Genomic DNA, 20219 nt, shown 5'->3' with positions numbered 1-20219 from the left:
TAAAACACTAATGGGCACATTATTGCGCTTACCTATAATTACTTTAAAGTAGAACAAGGAAATGGCACAGGACCAGGACAATTTTAGGGACTCCATAGGAACAATTAACGAGGAGGGAAAAAGGGCATGGATATATCCCAAAAAGCCAAGCGGCAAGTTTTATGAATATCGCAAGTATGTAAGTTATGTTCTTTTGGCATTTCTCTTTCTGGCTCCCTTCGTAAAAGTGAATGGCAACCAGTTCCTAATGTTCAATGTACTGGAAAGGCGTTTCAATATTTTTGGGTTCCCTTTTTGGCCACAGGATTTTCATCTTTTTGTAATTTCCATGATCATCGGGGTAATATTCATAGCCCTATTTACAGTTGCCTTTGGACGTATTTTTTGTGGTTGGATGTGCCCCCAAACGATCTTCATGGAAATGGTATTCAGGAGGATCGAATTTTGGATCGATGGGGATCGAGGTGCCCAAATACGTCTAAGCAAGCAGCCTTGGAATGCAGAGAAAATTAGAAAACGCGCCCTTAAACTGATTGTGTTTTTTATTATCTCCTTTTTAATAGCCAATGTATTCCTAGCCTATTTAATTGGAAGCGACCGATTGATTGAATATATCACCGATGGCCCGTTGCAGCACATAAGCACCTTGGTCTCCCTTTTAATTTTTACAGGGGTGTTTTACTTTGTGTTTGCCTGGTTTAGGGAACAAGTATGTATAATTGCCTGCCCTTACGGAAGAATGCAAGGCGTACTTTTGGACAATAAGTCTATTGTGGTAGCCTACGACCACAAACGCGGTGAAGGTGAAAACGGCAGAAAAAAGTTCAGAAAAGGAGAGGATAGAACAGCTTTGGGTCATGGGGACTGCATTGATTGTTTCCAATGCGTAAACGTCTGCCCTACAGGTATAGACATAAGAAACGGAACCCAACTGGAATGCGTAAACTGTACAGCTTGTATTGATGAGTGCGACACCATAATGGAAAAGGTAAACCTCCCCAAAGGACTTATCCGTTATGCCAGTGAAGACAATATTGAGAAAAAATCCAAGTTCAAATTTACACCCAGACTAAAGGGTTACACTGCAGTGCTTGTGATTCTTACCGGAATTTTGATAGGAATGCTGTTTCTAAGAAATGAAGTGGAGGCAAATATCCTAAGACTTCCAGGACAACTTTATGAACATAAGGAAGGTAATATCATTAGCAACGTGTATACGTATAAATTGGTAAACAAAACCACCAAGGATATTCCAGACATCAGTTTTAAACTTATCTCTCACAAAGGGACCATCAATTTGGTGAGGCATGAACTTTTTACAGTACCAGCACAAGGATTGGCGGAAGGCACCTTATTTGTAGAAATAAACAATTCGGCCTTGGAAGGCGACAAGAACAAATTGAATATTGGCGTCTATAGTGGAGAAAAGTTAATTGAGACGGCAACGGCCAGATTTTTAGCCCCTAGAAGCTACAAATAAATAGGTTCATTACTTAAAAAACGAATAAATTTTCCCTATTAAGCGGAAATCAAAACTAAATTAAAAGCCATGAAAATTAATTGGGGAACCGGAATTGTAATAGCCTTCATTGGGTTTATAAGTTTTATATTATTTTTTGTAGTCCGAATGAGTATGGACAACAAGGCCAATCACGATTTGGTCATAGAAAACTACTATGGAGCGGAATTAGGTTATCAGAATGAAATTGATGCAGAAAATAATTCTCGTACCAAAGAAGTGGACCTTACCTTGGAAACAAGTGATCAAGGTTTAAAATTGGTGTTCCCAACGAACTTAAATGCGGATAATATCAAAGGCAAAGTGTCCCTATACAGACCATCTAACAAGCACTTGGATTTTGACTTACCTATAAGTCTATCCCAAGACTATTTGCTCATACCTGACAATCGTTTGTTGGATGGTCGCTGGGACATTAAAGTATTTTGGGAATATAATGGCGAAGTCTATTTGTTCAAGAAAAAAATAACCTATCACCAAAGTAAATAAGAAATGTAAACGCCAAAGGTCAATACCTTTATACTATGTTGTTATCTGCCGTAATTTTGGGTCTAATGGGAAGCTTTCACTGTGTTGGAATGTGCGGCCCCATAGCCTTTATGTTACCCGTAGACCACAATAAACCGACTAAAAAACTATTTCAAGTCTTTCTATATCATTTGGGCAGACTTGCCTCCTACAGCCTTATTGGTCTCGTTTTCGGATTTTTGGGCAAAGGACTATATGTGTTTGGCCTACAACAAAGACTTTCCATAATTATAGGAGTCCTGATGATCATCATCATCCTAATTCCCTACAACACTTTTGGAAAATATAATTTCTCCAAACCCATTTATTCCTTTTTGACCAAAATAAAAAGTAGACTTGGCAAGGAATTACAAAAAAAGAGTCCAGATACCTTTCTCACCATTGGCTTCCTCAACGGATTACTGCCCTGTGGATTGGTTTATATGGCCATTTTTGGTAGTATTGCCACTGCCAACCCCTGGCTTGGCGCATTGTTCATGACCCTTTTTGGACTAGGTACCATACCTTTAATGACCACTGCCGTCTACTTTGGGAGTATGTTAAAAGGCTCGGCAAAAAAATCGGTGCAGCGATTAATACCAGTATTCGTAATCTTAGTTGGACTTTTATTTATATTAAGGGGTATGGGACTTGGTATTCCCTATATTTCGCCCGAACCTGTCATGGAAGTTGTTGACAGTACCTTGGAATGCCATTAATTCTCCTTTCCGCCAACCTTTTAAACTTGCTGTGTTGCTAAAAATAATGTAAATTTCAAGTACATAGGGATTTAGCTTTCGCAAAGATTCCCTGTCCATTTAAATGCTTGGTGCATATTCAACCAACCTTAAACCTTCTCCAATGAAGAAAATCATACTTCTATGTTATCTCCTTTTAAATTGGACGGTATTTTTTTCACAGAACGAAAAAATAAACGTCATTGTTTTCGGTGCACATCCAGATGATTGTGATATCGACACTGGAGGTACGGCCATTTTACTTGCCAAGATGGGTCATAACGTAAAATTCGTTTCCTTGACCAACGGTGATGCCGGCCATTATGCCATGGGCGGTGGAGAGCTTGCCAAAGTAAGGATAGCCGAGGCCAAGGAAGCAGGAAAAAGATTTGGAGTAACCTATACGGTTTTGGACAACCATGATGGGGAATTGATGCCTACTTTGGAAAATAGACTAAAGGTGATACGTGAAATCAGAAAATGGAATGCCGATGTGGTCATTGCGCCCAGACCCAATGATTATCATCCAGACCACCGTTATACAGGGGTTCTGGTACAGGACGCCGCCTACATGGTAATAGTTCCCAATGTAGCCCCAGAAGTACCACCGCTCCAAAAAAATCCGGTCTTTCTCTACTCAGAGGATAGTTTTCAAAAACCCAGCCCGTTCGAACCTGATATTGCCGTAATCATCGATACTGTTTTTGATCAAAAGGTATATGCTATGTCGGCACACAAATCCCAATTCTTTGAATGGCTTCCTTGGACAGCCGGAAATTTGGACAAAGTACCTAAGGACGATCAGGGCAGATTGGAAATGTTGGCCAATTGGAGGACAAAACCTCCCAAGGAAGATCTCCTGAAATGTGCAGAAAAATGGTACGGAACCAAAGCTTACAGCGCTAAACATATAGAGGGTTTTGAAATATGTGAATACGGCAAACAACCCAACGATGAAGAGATCCGGAAACTTTTCCCCATGCTCCAAAAATAATCCCCATTCAGACAAAAGTCAGTAGTGCCTAATCCAAGATTTTCTTGGCATTTTCACTATATACTTTCTTCAAAACCTCATCGCTAAGGCCCAACCCGTTGAACGACCAATGATAGGAAGATATATTCTTGTCATAAAAATGTTCATCCTCGCTTTCGAGAATGCGAAAGGTTAATTCGTACATTTCCGGATCAGTACCCATATCGGTACCATAGACCAATTTGTCCTGATACTTTTCATAAAAGCGTTTCGTATAACGGGGAACAGCCGCAGTTTCCGCATATCTGGCCGAAATATCGGCGAACATATTATCATATTTATCCAAAAGTCTCCCCAAAATCTCCAAATCGTAACTACAATTGGCAAAGTGACAGGCAATAAAAGTGGTTTTAGGATTTTCCCTTACGGCATTTTCCAAGGTAGTAATTAGTTCTGCATGCGTTAGCAGTCCTTCCCTTGTAGTATCTATTCTCCATTTATAAGCATTCATCAGGCCATCATTATGGACATCCATTGGTTCGTACATCCACATAGGATCCGCCACATGTATGCTTACCGGCATACCCAGTTCACCACATTTCTCCCACAAAGGCTTCATCCTATCATCATCCGCATGCATCCCTTTTGCCGTTGTTGGTTTGGAGTAAAAAAATCCAAATCCTTTATCGCCCAATTCTCCAACCCCTTTTGCTCCCATCTTATAACATCTTTCCAATTCCTTTACTGCGCGCTTGCTCCATCCTTTTTCTTCGTATCCGGTAAAATCTAAGCCGCACCAAAGCTCAAAACGGTCTCCGTATTTGGAATAAAGATTAACGATACTGTCAAAGGACTTCCCGGTCCGATACGTGAGTATGATGGATTTAGCAACCCCTGACCGGTCCATTGTATTCACCCATTCACTTATTTCCTGTTCCGACTTTGGATAGGGATGCGAGTGAAAATCCACTGCAGGAAATTTAGCTTTGGACACCTTTGTACGAGGCGTATTATAAATGGATACCGGATCATAATCCTTAAGCAGCATATCCTCCTGCGCCTTTACAGAAATGGAATTGAAAGCAATACACAAAAAAATAAAGTAGTAAATTTTCATATCGGGAGTCATGGAAATTAGACCGTTATGGTTATCCATGTCTCTCAAATATAACAATTTAAACATTACTTATAAAAAGCAATTTAACCTATCCTTGGCATAGACCATGTGGCCAAATTATACTGTTGCCGTATAGCCCCCCAAGCCTGCTAAATTTTAAAAGTGATAACAGGTATTTTGGAATGATTGGTCACATCCTCCCCTATACTGCCCATTAAAAAATGGCTCAAGCCTTTTCTACCATGAGTGGGCAATCCTATTAAATCGGCATTCCTACTTTCACTAAAAGCAAGTATTCCCCTCTCCACAGAGTAGTCGTTATAAATTTCGACTTCCAAACTCGCTTTCGCCAAGTGCAGAAATTTATTGATTTTCTTAAAAGCATCCTTTGTACTCAGAAAATTATCTCCAGGAGTATTGACATATACTAAAATCAATTCAGCGCCAAGCTTATCCGCCAAATTCTTGGCACGTTGAAAGGGTTCCAAATTCTCCTCCTCAAAATCACAGGCAAAAACAAATCTCTTTACCTCAAAACCTTCAATATAATCCTTTATAACCAAAACGGGAACATTGGAATTTCGAACCATTTTCTCCGCATTGGAACCTACAAATATTTCTTTGATTCCATCGGTTCCCCGAGAGCCCATAACTATCAGATCTGCCTGGTGCTTTTCCGCAACCGCATTAACTTCACTATACACTTTATGGTGCTTAACTATAGGCGTAACCGAGATACCTTTTAAGTATGGCTTTTCCAAAAATGTTTCAAATCTTTTTTCTGCCAATTTTATCAAGAAAACGGCTTGCTCATAATGTGCCTGCTCATTGGAGGAAACAAGAGCCTCGGACAATTCCAGCATATGCAGGACAAAAAGCTCGGATCCGTATTTAGCAGCGATGGAAGCGGCCGTTTTAAGCGCATTTTCGGATTGTTCCGAAAAATCGACGGGTACAATAATTTTTTTCATAGATCTATTTTTACTGATTTAATTATCACGAACCTAAATAACAACCCGAAGTATCTAAATAGTCATGGAAAACAATCTGGTTTCCGGTGCCTTGCGATGCAGGAACAAATCGAACGCCATACACACATTACGTACATAAGGCCTTCCTTTTTCGGTAACACAAATACCATTCGAAACAAATTCCACAAGACCATCAAGAGCCATTTCCTTTAGTTTGTCCCCAACCTCATCCAATTCGTTGAACCTTTCATTTTGATGCTCCCAGCTAGTATTAAATTTACACATTAAATTTAAGATATGCTTACGAACAACCCTGTCTTCTTCGGTTAAAATATGTCCTCTATAAACAGGAATAATATTACTTTCCACCAGATGGTGATACTCTTCCAGACTTTTTACATTTTGTGCAAAACTATCCCAACTATCGCTTATACTGGAAATCCCCAAACCTACCATTACCCTGGTCTTGGAAGCTGTATAGCCCATAAAATTCCTATGCAGGGTTCCATTCTCCATAGCTTTGAAAAGCGAATCCGATTTTAGTGAAAAATGATCCATTCCTATTTCTGAATAGCCTACTTCGGCCAATAAAGTCTTGCCCATCTCATACTGCTCACGCTTCTCCTCCGCAGATGGCAGATCGGAATCCTTATACCCTCTTTGCCCATTTCCCTTTAACCAGGGAACATGGGCATAACTATAGAAGGCCAATCGATCTGGCATTAACTCCTTGGTCTTTAGAATAGTTTCGGCAACATCTTCCTTCGTTTGAAAGGGCAGGCCAAAAATAATATCATGGCCCACGGAAGTATATCCTATTTCCCTGGCCCATTGGGTAACATTTTTTACATTTTCAAAAGGTTGCCACCTATGAATGGCGAGCTGTACCTTCTTGTTGTAATCCTGAACCCCATAACTTACCCTCCTAAACCCAACATCATAAAGTGCTTTCAGATGTTCTTTGGTGGTATTATTGGGATGTCCTTCAAAACTAAATTCGTAATTCTCTGCACGGGTGGCAGAGGCAAAAATACCATTGATAAGCCTGGTTAAATTTTCCGGTGAGAAGAAAGTTGGGGTACCTCCACCCAAATGAAGTTCCTTAATTCTTGGTTTGGATTCAAATAAATCACAATAAAGTTTCCACTCTGTAAGGACATCGCTGATATATGGATTTTCAACTTCATGTCGTTTGGTAATTCTTTTATGACACCCACAAAAAGTACAAAGGCTTTCGCAGAAGGGTAAGTGGATATATAGACTTATACCTTCTTCCCTATTGCTTTCATTAAAATTTTTGATCAAGGTACCCTCCCACTGTCGGCCAGAAAAAGATTCCAAATCCCAATAGGGAACCGTAGGGTAACTGGTATATCTGGGGCCGGGGATATTGTATTTTTGAACTAAATTGGTCATACGCTTTTGTTATTTGCAATAGCTACAAAAGTACTACGGAGACATTTTTAAAAATATGACACTTATCAGGTTTGGCCATCATCCGTACACTAAAGGCCATAATTTCAGGCCATTCAATGGCCAAATTGTTGGCTCTTCGAAGCTTGGCTTAAAATATAGAATCGTTAAAAACAGTACAATTAGAAACTATTTTTTTAAATAAACCGTTCTAGAAGTCCCTTTATGATAAAAACTATATTTTTGTAAACTTAAAAATAACCAATTATGACATTACTTTTAATGGCGGCCGGTAGTGGAAGCCGATATGGCAAACTAAAACAATTTGACGACTTGGGTCCAAAAGACGAGTTCCTAATGGAATTCAGTATTTATGACGCCCTGAAAAATGGTTTTGACCACATAGTTGCCATTACAAAAAAAGAAAATGTAGATTTTTTGAAGGAACACCTATCCAGCAGATTACCTAAAAATATTAAATTGGATGTTTTGGCCCAAGAAGTTAACGATCTTCCGGAAGGGGTAACCTTTACAGGCGAAAGGGCTAAACCTTGGGGCACGGCCCATGCTGTTTGGACTGCAAGAAATGTAATTGATAGACCATTCGCCATTATAAATGCGGACGATTATTACGGCAAAAATGCTTTTGAAAGTGCTGCCAATTTTATCAGGAACAATGGCAACAAAGAAACATTTGGCCTTATTGCCTACATCCTCAAAAACACCTTATCCGAGCATGGATCGGTATCTAGGGGTGTTTGTAAATCGGAGGGCGGAAAATTGACCTCCATTCAAGAGCATACAAAAATAGAAGCCAAGGACAAGGTTATTATCGATTCCGATTCGGGCACCGAATTTACTGGAGAAGAATTGGTAAGCATGAACTTCTGGGTTTGTCAGCCTTCCATATTTCCATTTATTACAGAGTACCTAAAGGACTTTATAGGAAATAAGGACAACCATGCCAAAGGGGAAATTTATCTTCCATTCGCCATTAAGGAAATGATTGCAAAAAATCTGATAGATGTAGATGTTATTCCTTCCGCAAGTCAATGGTTTGGGGTTACCTACGCCAGCGATAAGGACGTGGCAGTTGCAGAATTACAGCGTATGACAGACAATAATGGGTACACCTCTCCTCTTTGGGACAATATTTAGAACGGCTTATTCATGATTGCAAATAAATATGTTGAGCTAAACGAGCTGTTGAAAAACTTCTCTATAGCTAGGAAAACCTATGAATTCCAAGGAATAAACCAAGGTTATATCAATGACACCTATTTAGTCCTGGATAACCAATTCCCATTGTATATACTCCAAAGAGTAAACCACAATGTCTTTAAGGACGTTCATGGGCTAATGGAAAATATTGCCAACGCCTTTCAACATTTGGAGGACGAAAATTACACGGCCATTGAACTCCTAAAAACGGAGTCGGACCATTCTTATTATAAAGATGAAAAAACGGGATATTGGAGGTTGATGTCCTATATCAACAATACCACAGCCTATGACAATGCCACGGATAACAACATTGCATTCGAGGCCGGAAGGGTGGTTGGAAAATTCCATCAGCTTTTGTCAGAGGCGGACTTGGACAAATATGTGGATACCATCCCTAATTTTCACCATCTCCCCTTAAGGGAAAAGCAGTTTGAGGAATCCATTCAATCCGCGAAATCGGAAAAATTAGAAACTGCCAAAAATGCCATAAGCTTTGCCAAGGAAACCTTGGAAAAACTGAATATTTTGGACAATTCCAAGTTGCCGTTGCGTGTTTGCCACAACGACACCAAATTAAACAACATCCTTTTTTCCAAAGAAGACCATAGGGCACTTTGCCTTATAGACCTGGACACCATCATGAAAGGGTATTTTTACTTTGATTTTGGCGATGCCATAAGAACTGTTGCCAATACCGCCGCCGAAGACGAACAGGATCACGACAAGATTACTTTTGAAAGACCTTTGTTCGAAGCCTTTATAAAGGGCCTTGAGAGTAACGGCCCCTTTTTATCCAAAGAAGAAATAGACCTACTGCCCTGGGGAGCCGTATTTATGCCCTTCATTCATGGGTTAAGGGCCCTGACAGACTATTTGAACGACAATATATATTACAAGGTATCTTACGAAAACCAGAATTTGGACCGCTGCCTAAGCTTGTTCAATTTTACCAATAAAGCCCTTCAACAATTAGAATATATGACCCAAGTGGTCAAGGAGCGGCTTACACCAAAGGTTTAACATATTTTTGGGCTTTAGTTACGATCAAACCCTTCGGGTGGAATCCCTAACGATTAGGCTGGTTTTAATCACCTTGGTGGTACAATCCATATATTCGTTGCTCTCTATCCGTTCAATAAGGACCTTGGCTGCCGTCTCCCCTATAAAAGTACCGTGCTGACTCACTGCCGTAAGTGCCGGACTTACGTAACGCGATAATTTACCATTGGTAAATCCTATAACGGAAATATCTTCTGGTACCCTATATCCCCTGGCCTTGATCAATCTCAAAACCTCTACCGCCGTTATTTCGTCCAAAGCCATAATACCCTCTATAGGTTTGTAATTCAACAAAAAAGTTATTGGAACTTCCATATCGTCCTCCTTGCCTATCCTTAATATTAATTTATCATCATAGGGAATACCCGACTCTTCCAAGGCTTTCCTATAACCTTCCACACGCAGTTTCCCTACACTGGAATGATCAATCGCAGTAACCAGTGCTACCGTTTTGCAACCGAGATTTATAAAATATTTTGTGGTTTTATAACCGGCCTCAAAATCATCAACCACTACCTTATCACATGGGATCACATCCGAAACCCTATCGAACATTACCAAAGGAATCTGCTCGTCCAAGATACTTTGAAAATGATCCAGTTTGTTTTTGAACTGTGTTTCTTCCGCCATGGACACAATTAATCCATCAACGGTACCACCTCCTAGAAACTCAAGTGTGGCAACTTCCTTTTCATAAGATTCATCGCTGATACAGCTAAGTAAAATATACCCGCGTTCGTTGGCTACTTTTTCAATCCCTGAAAATACCTGTGTAAAAAAATAATTGAGAATATTGGGAACTACAACCCCTATGGTCTTGGTCTTCCGCTGCAATAAACTAAGGGCCACCTTATTTGGCCTGTATTTATTGTCCTTGGCAAACTTCTGTATTTGGGCCTTGAGTCCGTCACTAATTTCATGGCTATCATTAATGGCCTTGGAAACCGTTGAAATGGAAACACCAAAATATTGGGCAATCTCCTTTAGGGTTATTTTTTTCATAGAATTATCTTATCCCGAATTTCGGTAAAATAACTCCCTTTATAATATTATTAAAAGATTTTTTGTAAAAATCTTTAGATTAACCTAAGTCGATCGCCCAATAGCCTAGTGCTATTTATACCTCTTATATGTATTGATTGATGATGTTCTCGAACAACTCCTGTTTCCCGCTCTGCAACTTCAATTCCCCATTTTCTTGGGCAATTTTGTAAAGGGCTTCCAAGTTCAGCTTACCATTCTCAAAGTCCTTCCCTTTCCCTGAATCGAAGGAACTGTACCTTTCCGCAAGCATCTCCTCATAGGCAGAGGAAGAAATAATCCTATCTGCAGTAAGCAAGGCACGGGCAAAGGTGTCCGCACCACCAATATGGGCATGGAAAACATCATCCAAATCCGTAGAATTCCTTCTTATTTTGGCATCAAAGTTTACGCCACCACCTTGCAGTCCTCCTGCTTTAAGGAAAACCAACATGGCCTCGGTAGTTTCTTGAATATTGTTTGGGAACTGATCGGTATCCCATCCATTTTGGTAATCCCCCCTATTGGCATCTATACTACCCAACATTCCGGCTTTGGCCGCCACTGCCAATTCGTGCTGAAAAGTATGCTGGGCCAAGGTGGCATGATTCACCTCTATGTTTATTTTAAAATCCTTCTCCAAACCGTATTCGCGTAGGAAGCCTATTGCAGTTGCGGTATCAAAATCGTATTGATGCTTGGAAGGTTCCATAGGCTTGGGCTCTATAAAAAAGGTTCCCTTAAATCCTTGGGCCCTAGCATAATCCCTGGCCATCCCTAAGAATTGCGCCATATGATCCAATTCCCGTCCCATATCCGTATTCAAAAGGGACATATAACCTTCCCTTCCGCCCCAGAAAACATAATTCTCGCCGCCAAGGGCAATAGTAGCATCCAAGGCTAATTTTATCTGGCCCCCTGCCCTTGCCACTACATTAAAATCAGGATTGGTAGCAGCCCCGTTCATATAACGGGGATTGGAGAAACAATTGGCGGTTCCCCACAATAATTTGATCCCTGAATCGGCCTTTTTTTCCTTCAGATAATCGGTAATTACAGACAAACGCTTTTCAGATTCCGCAAAAGTGGCTCCTTCCTGAATAAGATCGAAATCATGGAAGCAAAAATAATCAAATCCCATTTTACTGATAAACTCAAAAGCCGCATCTGCCTTGTCCTTGGCCGCTTGAACGGGGTCCGAAGACTGGTCCCAGGCAAAATTCTGGGTACCTGGACCAAACGGATCCGCTCCCTGCCCGCAGAAGGTATGCCAATAGGCTATGGCAAACTTAAAATGCTCGCGCATGGTCTTCCCAGCCACCACTTGGTCTGGATTGTAATATTTGAATGCCAAAGGATTATCGGATTCCTTGCCTTCAAATTTAATATCATTTATACCCTTAAAGTATTCCTTGTTTCCAATTATTGCCATCTCTTTTTTATTATTTAATGATTAGTTCCAATTCTTTTTTCCAATTTTCATAGGCCAATTGATAAGCTCTTTTATCACTCAAAGGCTTAAAAGTCTTTACATGGTCGTTATTGGTAATATAGGTTCCAAATTTCCCAAACCCTCCTTCATTGATACCAGCCGCCCTGGCTGCACCAATGGCCCCGGTAGTATTATAAATTTCAATGTCCTGCGACACTAAAGTGGATACTGTTTCGGAAAAAATTTCCGACCTAAACAAATTATCATTCCCGGCACGCATTACCTCTATGGATATACCGTCCGATTTTAAGATTTCCATACCGTAAACAAAGGAAAATGCTATTCCTTCCAAAGCTGCCCTACAAACATGTGCCTTGGTGTGATTATTAAGGTTGATGTTGACCAATCTAGTGCCAATATCCTGATTGTTGAGCATGCGTTCCGCTCCGTTTCCAAACGGGATAAGGCATACGCCGTCCGAACCCACTGGAATTTCCGAAGCCAAGGAATTCATTTCCTCATAGGAATCCACATCCAAATTATTCAAAAGCCAGCGGTACTGAATTCCAGCACCATTGATATTCAATAACTTACCTACTCTTGGAGTCTGTTTAGTATAATTGACATGGGCAAAATTATTTACCCTAGTACTCTCCTTTCCCGATAAACTATCGGTAACCGCATAGACCACCCCAGAGGTGCCTCCAGTAGCAGCAACTTCCCCGGGATTGAACACGTTCAGGGCCAAGGCATTATTGGGTTGATCCCCAGCCCTGTATAGTATGGGCGTACCTACTGCCAAACCACTTTCTTGGGCCCCTTTGACATCCACTCTGGATTGAAGTCCAAAAGTATCCACAATATCTGGAATAAAGGACTTGGGAATACCATAATGCTCCATGAGTAATTCTGCCACCGCGTCCTCCTTGAAATCCCAAAGGATTCCTTCCGATAATCCGGAAATAGTGGTATTGATTACATTGGAAAAGCGAAAGGCTATATAATCTCCAGGAAGCATTAGCTTGTCTGCCGACTTATAAAGTTCTGGTTCGTTTTCCTTGACCCATTTCAATTTGGAAGCCGTAAAATTTGCCGGGGAATTCAATAAATGGGCCTTACAGATGTCCTCTCCAATATCACCATAAGCCTTCCTGCCAATTTCCACAGCACGACTATCGCACCAAATAATGGATTTCCTGACCGGCTCCCCTTGTTGGTCCACCAATACCAATCCATGCATCTGATAGGCTATGCCTACCCCTTTTATTTGATCTTGGTCTACAGTATACTTCTTTTTTATTTTTTTTATTCCCTGACAAACAAAAGTCCACCATGCTTTGGGATCTTGTTCTGCCCAACCATTTTTTAAGGCCAACATCTCCATTTCCGTTTCCGGTTCCTGAACTACCCCAACACTTTTACCAGTAGCTACCTCTACCAAAGCCACCTTAATTGAAGAGCTGCCAATATCCAATCCCAAATAATACATATGTCTTAAAATTTAATGGAATAAATTTTCAATATGAAAATTCTTGAAGCACCAATCAAATATATTAAAATCTATATCAAGACAAACATATTGGGGCGCAGGGCATAAAATAAAGCAAAAATCACAGACCAGGACTAATGCCCTAAATATTGATATAAATAACTGAAAATGTAATAGTTATAAGTCAATTATAGCATCTCGACACTTTTCGAAAACGCTTTCGTAGAAATTGGCGCTTACAACCAACGGCCATAAAAATTGGGTTAGGGAATTTATCCGTTACCTTGGTTGAACCTATTCCTTTTTTTTACTCACCAGACCCTTTGTAAACTCGTTCAGGGTCTCCACTTTTTCCTCAAAATCCCCTTTTATGGTCTTTCGGAATTCGTTTAAATTTTTCACCAGATCGTCTATATTTTCTGGAATTACATCCTCAAAAAACTGTCGTAGGCGTTTAGCCGTAGTGGGCGATTTTCCATTGGTAGAGATGGCCACCTTTACATTGCCCTTGGTTACGATCCCGCCCATATAAAAATCACAAAAAGGTGGATTATCGGCAACGTTCACAAGGATATGCCTTTCCCGGCAATCGTGATATACCTGTTCGTTTACATCAACTTTATCGGTGGTAGCAATAACCATATGGCGTCCTTCCAAGTAACTTTTATTGTACACATCCTTGGTTATCTTAACCTGATGTTTTTTGGCAAGTTCCAATGTTTGGGGCAAAAATTCCGGCGCCAACATTTCTACTTGGGCATTAGGGCTGGATTTAAGCATAAAAGTCAGTTTTTCCAGACCCACGTTACCTCCCCCTACTATAAGAATATTAAGCTGGGATACTTTTAAAAAAACAGGGTACAATTCATTCCTTTCCATATGTCCTTCAATGTTATTCTTGTTCAATGGGCCTTACAACAAATACTTTCAGTTAAAAAACGGCAATTCCGAAATTCAAAAAAGAATTTTATTCAAAGATAAGGCACAAAATGTTTGACCTTCTTTCATTTTGGATAGATTTTACGATATACCCACCTGTTTATGTTAATTCCTTGGAAAATCGTGTGTATATTTTTTATTGCCATGTTCAAAAATGCTAATTTCGATACCCGTAACTCAAAACTAACATTATACATTGCCATTAGGTTTGCTTTTTAAAGGAATACGCCACTGGCAATATCACAACTCAACATTTCAATTATGACCAATTACACCAACTTGAAAAATCTAATCTTAACCCTATCACTACTGTTTACCGGGGTAACAAATGCACAAGAAGCTGTAGATTATGTTAACCCACTGGTTGGCACGGATTCCAAGCCAAGTATGTCCAACGGAAATACCTACCCTGCCATTGCCATGCCTTGGGGAATGAACTTTTGGACGCCACAAACAGGAAAAATGGTTGATGGCTGGGCATACACCTATGCTGCCGATAAATTAAGGGGCTTTAAACAAACCCATCAACCTTCCCCATGGATGAACGATTACGGTCAGTTTGCTATTATGCCACTTACCGGGAAACTACGCTTTACAGAAGACGACAGGGCCAGTTGGTATTCGCACAAATCAGAAATTGTAAAGCCTCATTACTATAGTGTTTATTTGGCGGACCATGATATTACCACCGAAATTACCCCCACGGAAAGAGCTGCCATGTTCAGGTTCACCTTTCCAGAAAATGAAAATTCACACGTGGTACTCGATGCCTTGGACAAAGGCTCCTATGTGAAGATTATTCCAAGCGAGCGAAAAATAATAGGATATACCACCAAGAATAGTGGTGGGGTTCCCGAAAATTTTAAAAACTACTTTGTGATGGTCTTTGATAAGGACTTCGAAAGCACCAAAACCTTTAGTGCGGAGCAACTATTGGAAGGTCTGGAGATTGAAACCGACCATGCCGGTGCCATTGTAAGCTTCAAAACAAAGAGAGGCGAGGTCGTTATTGCCAATGTAGCCTCCTCCTTTATTAGTTATGACCAGGCCGAATTGAACTTAAAGGAACTTGGCACCGATGATTTTGACACTTTAAAACAGAAGGGAAGGGCAGCCTGGAACAAGGAGCTGGGACGAATTAAGGTAGAAGGCGGTAGTATAGATCAATTCAAGACCTTTTATTCCTGTCTTTATAGATCCTTGTTGTTTCCAAGGAAGTTCTTTGAATATGACCTTAACGGAAATGTAATGCATTATAGCCCTTATAATGGAAAAGTACTTCCTGGCTATATGTTTACAGATACCGGGTTTTGGGACACATTTAGGGCCCTTTTCCCCTTTCTAAACCTTATGTACCCCGAACTCAACGCCCAGATACAAGAAGGTCTTGCCAATGCCTATAAGGAAGGTGGCTGGTTGCCAGAATGGGGAAGTCCCGGCCTAAGAAACGTTATGGTAGGGAACAATTCTGCTTCCGTTGTTGCGGATGCCTATTTAAAAAATGGGAACAATCAAAATTATGATATCGAGACCTTGTACGAAGCATTGATACATGGGGCCAATAATGCCGGTCCCTTAACAGCAGTAGGACGAGCCGGAGTAGATTATTACAACAAGCTAGGCTATGTTCCCTATGATGTGGATATCAATGAAAATGCGGCAAGAACCTTGGAATACGCCTATGACGATTTTACCATTTATCAGTTGGCGAAAGCCTTGAACAAACCTAAAAAGGAAATCAACCTATACAAAAAACGAAGTCTAAACTATAAAAACCTGTTCGATCCTGAGACCAAATTAATGCGTGGCAAGAATGAGAACGGTGAATTTATGGCTCCCTTTAACCCTTTTAAATGGGGCGATGCCTTTACCGAAGGCAATAGCTGGCACTACACCTGGTCCGTTTTTCATGACATCCAAGGCTTGGCTAACCTAATGGGTGGCAATGAAGCCTTTGCCGCCAAATTGGATGAAGTATTTTCGTTACCGCCCGTTTTTGACGAGAGCTATTATGGCTTTGTAATACATGAAATACGGGAAATGCAGGTAGCCAATATGGGGCAATATGCCCATGGCAATCAACCAATTCAGCATATGCCCTATCTATATAATTTTGCGGGGCAACCATGGAAAACACAATATTGGGTAAGGGAAACCATGGACAGGATGTACACCCCAGCCCCAGACGGCTATTGTGGGGATGAGGACAACGGACAAACCTCTGCCTGGTATGTATTCTCGGCCATGGGGTTCTATCCAGTCTGCCCAGGAACGGATCAATATGTATTGGGAACCCCATTGTTCCAAAAAACAACGCTCGTTTTAGAAAATGGGAAGGAAATTAGCATCAATGCACCTAAAAATAGTGCATCCAACAAATATGTAAATGCGCTGACCTTAAACGGTAAGACCTATTCCAAAAACTGGTTGAGCCATAAGGAACTGATGCAAGGGGCTGTTTTGGATTTTGAAATGACAGACACTCCCAATAAAACAAGAGGAACTAAAAGCGAGGATTTTCCTTTTTCACTTTCCAATGAAAAATAGGAAATATTAGTGAAGGTTTTACAAAGTATTTAACCTTCACCAAATCAAAAGCGGCGATCCTTTACAGAAGCAAGAAATTGCTTTAGGACCGCCGCACCGAATATGTACCCCTTAAGGGGGCCAACAATTTTTAGGACTTTCTTACCTGTCCATCCCCATAAACATAATATTTATTGGTAACCAACTGCTCCAGCCCCAGAGGGCCCCTATGGTGCAATTTATCCGTACTGATCGCCAGTTCCGCACCAACACCCATTTGTCCGCCATCCGTAAATCTCGTAGAGGCGTTGAGGTAAACTGCGGCACTATCCACCTGATCCATGAACTCCATGGCCCGCTCCTTATTCTTGGTCATAATGGTTGCGGAATGCCCTCCGGAATAGTTGTTGATCTTTTGAACCGCCGATTCCAAATCATCTACTGCTCCAACCACACATTTCATGGCCAGGAATTCTTCATACCATATAGACTCGTCTTCCACAACATTATTTTCAGACAGCACCTCGGCCACTTTACTATCCACTACCACTGAGACACCCTGGTCTTTTAGGATAGTATTGAGCTCCTTTACCTTGTCGGAATAATTATCAATATTAACGTCAACCAGTATTTTATCCAGGGCATTACACGCCGATATCTTTTGGGTCTTCGCATTTAGGATTACCTCTAGACTCTGTGCCCAATCCGCATCCTTGTCCACAAAAAGAAAATTATTGCCCCTTCCACTGACCAATACCGCGCATTTGGCATGCTCTTTTACAAAAGCGATCAAGCGCTCCCCACCACGGGGTACGATCAAGTCCAGCTTTTCGGTAGGATTCCTCAAAAATTCCTGGGTCTCCTCCCTATTCATATGCAGCAGTTGGATCCATTGGGTATCCAAACCATTTTCCTCCAATGCCAAGTGCCAACATTTCTCCAATATAATATTACTATGAACGGCTTCCTTTCCTCCCTTCAACAAAATTTTATTATTGGCCTTGAAGGCCAAAACAGCCGCTTCTATGGTAACATCCGGCCTGGATTCATAAATAATCATGATGGTCCCGAAAGGCGCTGTCTTGTTTTCAATTTTCAATCCGTTTTCCAGTGATTGTTCCGTTTTAATTTTGCCTACTGGATCTTGCTGTTGCAGCACCTCCTGGATAGCTGCAATCATTCCATCTACCTTTTTGTCATCCACAATAAGTCTATCATACATAGCCCTATCCGTTTTATCAAAAAGATCCAGATCTTTCTGATTGGCGGTTATTATTTCTTTCCTTTTGCCATCCAATATCCGCATCATGGATCGCAATACGTTATTTTTTATTTCTGTATTTAATAATTTCATGCGTTTATTTTATGTTTACTCTACTTATACCGAAATCTTGGTTCCCACGCTCTTGCCTTCCACAATATCCAGTATAACCCGCTTTCTTTTACCATTGGCAATATAGGTCGGGATATTTTTGGAGGCGGTCTGCTTGGCAATGTTCAACTTGGAGCCCATGCCCCCTCTACCTTCAGCCTCTCCCTTGTCTATGGTCTTAATATATTTCTCCACATTCTGGTCTACGCTGACATTCTTTATCACCTCGGTGTCCTTATCATCGGGATGCCCGGTAAATAATCCTTCCGTATCGGTAAGGATGATTAATTTATCGGCCTTGGTAAGTTCTGCCACCAGACTTGCCAACTCATCATTGTCCGAAAACATGGAATTGGTCAAGGAAACAGCATCATCCTCATTAGCTATAGGTACAACACCCTCGGCCAATAAGCCTTCGTAACAATTGATCATATTATCGCGATGATTACCAGGATTAAAATCCCTTTTGGTTGCCAACACTTGGGCACACTTCATTCCATAATCTTGAAATATATTGTAGTAGTGCCGCATCATCCTAGGTTGACCAATGGCCGAATATACTTGTCGCCTTGTGGCCTTATCCGTAATTTGGCTCTCTCCCATCACTTCCATACCCGCTATAACCGATCCCGAAGAAACCAAAACCGACATGATATTTCGTTCGTACAATTCTGCTATCTGTTGTACCAAATGATCAAGGACAGGTTTTACGATCCTGTTGTCCTTATTGGTCATTACATTGGTACCTACTTTTATAACTACTCTCTGTTTATACATAATCTATTTATCTTTTCCTAGTTCTACAGCGCGATTAAAAGCGGAGTAGGCGGCCTCCTTTATCAGCTCCTTTACATTATTGTCTTCCATGGAATCCAATGCCGCCCTAGTGGTCCCTCCTTTGGAAGCTACTCTTTCCATCCATGAATTGGGGGAAAGATCGGATTGATTGAACAAGTCTACCGCACCTTCAAAAGTCTGACTAACCAACATTTTGCTGTCATTGCCCGAAAAGCCCATTTTTAATGCCGCTTCCATCATACTTTGCATAAAATAGAAAACATAGGCCGGGCCACTACCCGAAATACCGGTGGAAGCATCTATAAATTTCTCGGAGCTTACCAATATAGATTTCCCTGTGGTATCCAATAAATTCTCTATGGTCAATAATTCTATTCTTGACACCTCCTTGGAAGCGGTATATGAAGTTACCCCTTTCCCAATTTGTGCCGGAAGGTTTGGCATAGCACGAACAACTTTTTGAAGGCCCAGCTGGTCTTGTATCGATTTTATGGTAACTCCGGCCATAATTGAAATAACGATCTGCCCCTCATTGACCAAGTCTTTCATCTTCTTAAACAAATCCTCGCTATGGAAAGGTTTTACCGCAATAAAAATTAAATCTGCCTTGGGCACACAATCCTCCAAGTTTTCATGTACTTCAAAATGTATAATCTTTTTTAAGGACAAGGTCTTTTCTTGGGAACTATCCAAGATCATCAAATTTCTTTTCTTTAATAGTTTTGATTTCGACATGGCTTCCGCATAGGTCAATCCCATATTCCCTGCACCAATTACTAATACTTTCATGTATTGTTTTTAAGTTAATACGTTTAATTTACAACCCCAATTGCTCAATAACCATGCGATACTACGTTATTGCATATAGAGTTTAACTGTTCATATAGATTTATTATAGATAAAACCTATACATCGGCCTTAGCCTATACTATTCTTGACATTGCGTTTTTAAACTGGATTGGAAAATTTTTGTTTCAAGGCCTTCGGGCGAAGAATAAATAATTGCAAAACCTGACAAAAATGGTGTTTCCTCCTAAAAATTGTCTAGAGTTGACCATGGCAGCTCCGCCATTCAAATAATAATAAATGCAGAAAATTGGCCCATTAATGGGCTACAACATTA

The 20219-nt window shown here is 40.7% G+C and carries 17 protein-coding genes; 7 read left to right on the top strand and 10 right to left on the bottom strand.

What is annotated here, in order from left to right; genetic code table 11:
* The first annotated feature begins 61 nt into the window (after positions 1-61).
* The 4 genes from ccoG to B9Y87_RS00260 all read left to right on the top strand — a co-directional run bounded on the left by ccoG (position 62) and on the right by B9Y87_RS00260 (position 3757).
* Positions 62-1480 (top strand): cytochrome c oxidase accessory protein CcoG, encoded by a 1419-nt coding sequence (gene ccoG / locus B9Y87_RS00275; RefSeq protein ID WP_085495076.1) that lies wholly within the window; start codon positions 62-64, stop codon positions 1478-1480.
* Between the two features lie 69 nt (positions 1481-1549).
* Positions 1550-2008 (top strand): FixH family protein, encoded by a 459-nt coding sequence (locus B9Y87_RS00270; RefSeq protein ID WP_085495075.1) that lies wholly within the window; start codon positions 1550-1552, stop codon positions 2006-2008.
* Between the two features lie 35 nt (positions 2009-2043).
* Positions 2044-2745, top strand: a complete 702-nt coding sequence (locus tag B9Y87_RS00265; protein WP_085495073.1) for a sulfite exporter TauE/SafE family protein — start codon at positions 2044-2046, stop codon at positions 2743-2745.
* A 142-nt stretch (positions 2746-2887) separates the two neighbouring features.
* Complete coding sequence (locus B9Y87_RS00260; RefSeq protein ID WP_085496562.1) at positions 2888-3757, top strand: PIG-L deacetylase family protein; 870 nt, start codon at positions 2888-2890, stop codon at positions 3755-3757.
* Between the two features lie 28 nt (positions 3758-3785).
* On the opposite strand, the gene B9Y87_RS00255 is transcribed toward B9Y87_RS00260, so the two are convergent.
* The 3 genes from B9Y87_RS00255 to hemN form a co-directional block, all read right to left on the bottom strand.
* A complete protein-coding gene (locus B9Y87_RS00255) occupies positions 3786-4892 on the bottom strand; it encodes an amidohydrolase family protein (RefSeq protein ID WP_217807474.1) in 1107 nt (368 codons plus the stop codon).
* A gap of 110 nt (positions 4893-5002) precedes the next feature.
* Positions 5003-5824 carry a universal stress protein gene (locus B9Y87_RS00250; RefSeq protein WP_085495071.1) on the bottom strand — a complete coding sequence of 274 codons (822 nt, stop codon included), beginning with the start codon at positions 5822-5824 and terminating at the stop codon, positions 5003-5005.
* A gap of 54 nt (positions 5825-5878) precedes the next feature.
* On the bottom strand, positions 5879-7240 hold the full coding sequence (gene hemN / locus B9Y87_RS00245) for an oxygen-independent coproporphyrinogen III oxidase (RefSeq protein WP_085495069.1): 1362 nt from the start codon (positions 7238-7240) through the stop codon (positions 5879-5881).
* A gap of 264 nt (positions 7241-7504) precedes the next feature.
* Between hemN and B9Y87_RS00240 the strand changes: the two genes are divergently transcribed.
* Positions 7505-8395, top strand: a complete 891-nt coding sequence (locus tag B9Y87_RS00240; protein ID WP_245808615.1) for a nucleotidyltransferase family protein — start codon at positions 7505-7507, stop codon at positions 8393-8395.
* Positions 8396-8407: 12 nt separating this feature from the next.
* Positions 8408-9481, top strand: a complete 1074-nt coding sequence (locus B9Y87_RS00235; protein ID WP_085495066.1) for a phosphotransferase enzyme family protein — start codon at positions 8408-8410, stop codon at positions 9479-9481.
* 24 nt (positions 9482-9505) lie between these two features.
* Here the strand turns inward: B9Y87_RS00235 and B9Y87_RS00230 are convergent, their stop codons facing one another.
* The 4 genes from B9Y87_RS00230 to B9Y87_RS00215 all read right to left on the bottom strand — a co-directional run bounded on the left by B9Y87_RS00230 (position 9506) and on the right by B9Y87_RS00215 (position 14340).
* A complete protein-coding gene (locus tag B9Y87_RS00230) occupies positions 9506-10522 on the bottom strand; it encodes a LacI family DNA-binding transcriptional regulator (protein WP_085495064.1) in 1017 nt (338 codons plus the stop codon).
* A 124-nt stretch (positions 10523-10646) separates the two neighbouring features.
* On the bottom strand, positions 10647-11972 hold the full coding sequence (xylA, locus tag B9Y87_RS00225) for a xylose isomerase (protein ID WP_085495063.1): 1326 nt from the start codon (positions 11970-11972) through the stop codon (positions 10647-10649).
* 10 nt (positions 11973-11982) lie between these two features.
* Positions 11983-13461, bottom strand: coding sequence for a xylulokinase (locus B9Y87_RS00220; RefSeq protein WP_085495060.1), 1479 nt, complete (start codon positions 13459-13461; stop codon positions 11983-11985).
* Between the two features lie 294 nt (positions 13462-13755).
* A complete protein-coding gene (locus B9Y87_RS00215; RefSeq protein ID WP_085495058.1) occupies positions 13756-14340 on the bottom strand; it encodes a precorrin-2 dehydrogenase/sirohydrochlorin ferrochelatase family protein in 585 nt (194 codons plus the stop codon).
* A gap of 321 nt (positions 14341-14661) precedes the next feature.
* On the opposite strand from B9Y87_RS00215, the gene B9Y87_RS00210 reads away from it, so the two are divergent.
* Positions 14662-16947 carry a GH92 family glycosyl hydrolase gene (locus B9Y87_RS00210; protein ID WP_085495056.1) on the top strand — a complete coding sequence of 762 codons (2286 nt, stop codon included), beginning with the start codon at positions 14662-14664 and terminating at the stop codon, positions 16945-16947.
* Positions 16948-17077: 130 nt separating this feature from the next.
* On the opposite strand, the gene B9Y87_RS00205 is transcribed toward B9Y87_RS00210, so the two are convergent.
* Genes B9Y87_RS00205 through proC form a run of 3 tightly spaced genes read right to left on the bottom strand, consistent with a single transcriptional unit; the run spans position 17078 to position 19885 of the window.
* The gene (locus B9Y87_RS00205; RefSeq protein WP_085495054.1) at positions 17078-18280 is read right to left on the bottom strand and encodes a glutamate-5-semialdehyde dehydrogenase; all 1203 of its coding nucleotides are present in this window, start codon (positions 18278-18280) and stop codon (positions 17078-17080) included.
* A gap of 24 nt (positions 18281-18304) precedes the next feature.
* Complete coding sequence (gene proB / locus B9Y87_RS00200; protein ID WP_085495052.1) at positions 18305-19075, bottom strand: glutamate 5-kinase; 771 nt, start codon at positions 19073-19075, stop codon at positions 18305-18307.
* A 3-nt stretch (positions 19076-19078) separates the two neighbouring features.
* The gene (proC, locus tag B9Y87_RS00195; RefSeq protein ID WP_085495050.1) at positions 19079-19885 is read right to left on the bottom strand and encodes a pyrroline-5-carboxylate reductase; all 807 of its coding nucleotides are present in this window, start codon (positions 19883-19885) and stop codon (positions 19079-19081) included.
* Positions 19886-20219 lie beyond the last annotated feature (334 nt).

Source organism: Arenibacter troitsensis (genome assembly GCF_900177645.1).
Taxonomy (GTDB): Bacteria; Bacteroidota; Bacteroidia; order Flavobacteriales; family Flavobacteriaceae; genus Arenibacter; species Arenibacter troitsensis.
The sequence above is the reverse complement of the archived record's forward strand: the minus strand, read 5'-3'. Positions and strand labels throughout refer to the sequence as shown.

Coding starts and splice junctions, on each gene's coding strand:
- ccoG (WP_085495076.1), top strand. CDS start 62: ATGGCACAGGACCAGGACAATTTTAGGGACTCCATAGGAACAATTAAC.
- B9Y87_RS00270 (WP_085495075.1), top strand. CDS start 1,550: ATGAAAATTAATTGGGGAACCGGAATTGTAATAGCCTTCATTGGGTTT.
- B9Y87_RS00265 (WP_085495073.1), top strand. CDS start 2,044: ATGTTGTTATCTGCCGTAATTTTGGGTCTAATGGGAAGCTTTCACTGT.
- B9Y87_RS00260 (WP_085496562.1), top strand. CDS start 2,888: ATGAAGAAAATCATACTTCTATGTTATCTCCTTTTAAATTGGACGGTA.
- B9Y87_RS00255 (WP_217807474.1), bottom strand. CDS start 4,892: ATGGATAACCATAACGGTCTAATTTCCATGACTCCCGATATGAAAATT.
- B9Y87_RS00250 (WP_085495071.1), bottom strand. CDS start 5,824: ATGAAAAAAATTATTGTACCCGTCGATTTTTCGGAACAATCCGAAAAT.
- hemN (WP_085495069.1), bottom strand. CDS start 7,240: ATGACCAATTTAGTTCAAAAATACAATATCCCCGGCCCCAGATATACC.
- B9Y87_RS00240 (WP_245808615.1), top strand. CDS start 7,505: ATGACATTACTTTTAATGGCGGCCGGTAGTGGAAGCCGATATGGCAAA.
- B9Y87_RS00235 (WP_085495066.1), top strand. CDS start 8,408: ATGATTGCAAATAAATATGTTGAGCTAAACGAGCTGTTGAAAAACTTC.
- B9Y87_RS00230 (WP_085495064.1), bottom strand. CDS start 10,522: ATGAAAAAAATAACCCTAAAGGAGATTGCCCAATATTTTGGTGTTTCC.
- xylA (WP_085495063.1), bottom strand. CDS start 11,972: ATGGCAATAATTGGAAACAAGGAATACTTTAAGGGTATAAATGATATT.
- B9Y87_RS00220 (WP_085495060.1), bottom strand. CDS start 13,461: ATGTATTATTTGGGATTGGATATTGGCAGCTCTTCAATTAAGGTGGCT.
- B9Y87_RS00215 (WP_085495058.1), bottom strand. CDS start 14,340: ATGGAAAGGAATGAATTGTACCCTGTTTTTTTAAAAGTATCCCAGCTT.
- B9Y87_RS00210 (WP_085495056.1), top strand. CDS start 14,662: ATGACCAATTACACCAACTTGAAAAATCTAATCTTAACCCTATCACTA.
- B9Y87_RS00205 (WP_085495054.1), bottom strand. CDS start 18,280: ATGAAATTATTAAATACAGAAATAAAAAATAACGTATTGCGATCCATG.
- proB (WP_085495052.1), bottom strand. CDS start 19,075: ATGTATAAACAGAGAGTAGTTATAAAAGTAGGTACCAATGTAATGACC.
- proC (WP_085495050.1), bottom strand. CDS start 19,885: ATGAAAGTATTAGTAATTGGTGCAGGGAATATGGGATTGACCTATGCG.